Origin of the sequence: Alteribacter keqinensis (genome assembly GCF_003710255.1) — a bacterium.
Lineage (GTDB): Bacteria > Bacillota > Bacilli > Bacillales > Salisediminibacteriaceae > Alteribacter > Alteribacter keqinensis.
In genome coordinates, this window is sequence record NZ_RHIB01000009.1 from 1 (window position 1) to 1,159 (window position 1,159).

General features: G+C 52.0%; 9 tRNA genes and 2 rRNA genes. All 11 read right to left on the reverse strand.

Going from position 1 to position 1,159, the window contains the following annotated elements:
- Positions 1-100 (reverse strand): 16S ribosomal RNA (locus EBO34_RS20360); the annotation flags it as partial.
- A gap of 103 nt (positions 101-203) precedes the next feature.
- Positions 204-279, reverse strand: a tRNA-Ala gene (locus EBO34_RS20365).
- A 17-nt stretch (positions 280-296) separates the two neighbouring features.
- Positions 297-373 (reverse strand) — tRNA-Pro (locus EBO34_RS20370).
- Positions 374-376: 3 nt separating this feature from the next.
- Positions 377-453 (reverse strand) — tRNA-Arg (locus EBO34_RS20375).
- Between the two features lie 11 nt (positions 454-464).
- Positions 465-553, reverse strand: a tRNA-Leu gene (locus EBO34_RS20380).
- A 10-nt stretch (positions 554-563) separates the two neighbouring features.
- Positions 564-638, reverse strand: a tRNA-Gly gene (locus EBO34_RS20385).
- 49 nt (positions 639-687) lie between these two features.
- A tRNA-Leu gene (locus EBO34_RS20390) sits at positions 688-772 on the reverse strand.
- Positions 773-786: 14 nt separating this feature from the next.
- Positions 787-862 (reverse strand) — tRNA-Lys (locus tag EBO34_RS20395).
- Positions 863-866: 4 nt separating this feature from the next.
- A tRNA-Thr gene (locus EBO34_RS20400) sits at positions 867-942 on the reverse strand.
- Positions 943-947: 5 nt separating this feature from the next.
- Positions 948-1,023: transfer RNA gene (locus EBO34_RS20405), tRNA-Val, on the reverse strand.
- A 9-nt stretch (positions 1,024-1,032) separates the two neighbouring features.
- Positions 1,033-1,149: ribosomal RNA gene (gene rrf, locus EBO34_RS20410) — 5S ribosomal RNA — on the reverse strand.
- Positions 1,150-1,159: the final 10 nt, after the last annotated feature.

The following is a 1,159-nucleotide window of genomic DNA, read 5'->3' on the forward strand; positions in this document are numbered from 1 at the left end:
CTGACGTCAGGGGAGCAAGCTCCCCATCAGTCCGCTCGACTTGCATGTATTAGGCACGCCGCCAGCGTTCGTCCTGAGCCAGGATCAAACTCTCCATAGAAAGTTTGATGTCTCTGACATCATTTAATTCATTCATTGACGGGATAATTTGTCATTATCCCACGTTTCGCTTGGCTTTTTGTTTAGTTTTCAAAGGTCAAAAATGGTGGAGCCTAGCGGGATCGAACCGCTGACCTCCTGCGTGCAAAGCAGGCGCTCTCCCAGCTGAGCTAAGGCCCCACAATATAAAATTTAGATGGTCGGGAAGACAGGATTTGAACCTGCGACCCCTTGGTCCCAAACCAAGTGCTCTGCCAAGCTGAGCTACTTCCCGAAATGGCGCGCCCGAGAGGAGTCGAACCCCTAACCTTCTGATCCGTAGTCAGACGCTCTATCCAATTGAGCTACGGGCGCATATTATTTTATGGTGCCGAGGGCCGGACTTGAACCGGCACGGTAATCACTTACCGCAGGATTTTAAGTCCTGTGTGTCTGCCAATTCCACCACCCCGGCTAGGGTTTTATGGAGCGGAAGACGAGATTCGAACTCGCGACCCCCACCTTGGCAAGGTGGTGTTCTACCACTGAACTACTCCCGCTTATTGCATGCAGACCTTACAGTTTTAAACATATTCAATTTCATTTAAATGGTGCGGGTGAAGGGACTCGAACCCCCACGCCCGAAGGCACTAGATCCTAAGTCTAGCGCGTCTGCCAATTCCGCCACACCCGCACTGAAATGAAAAATGGTGAGCCATGAAGGACTCGAACCTTCGACCCTCTGATTAAAAGTCAGATGCTCTACCAACTGAGCTAATGGCTCCTAGTGGTGCTGGCCAGAGGACTTGAACCCCCAACCTACTGATTACAAGTCAGTTGCTCTACCAATTGAGCTAGGCCAGCAAATATGGTGGAGGATGACGGGCTCGAACCGCCGACCCCCTGCTTGTAAGGCAGGTGCTCTCCCAACTGAGCTAATCCTCCGTTATATGCGCCCAGCGGCGTCCTACTCTCACAGGGGGAGAGCCCCCAACTACCATCGGCGCTGAAGAGCTTAACTTCCGTGTTCGGCATGGGAACGGGTGTGACCTCTTCGCTATCGTCACTGGACAAATTTTAA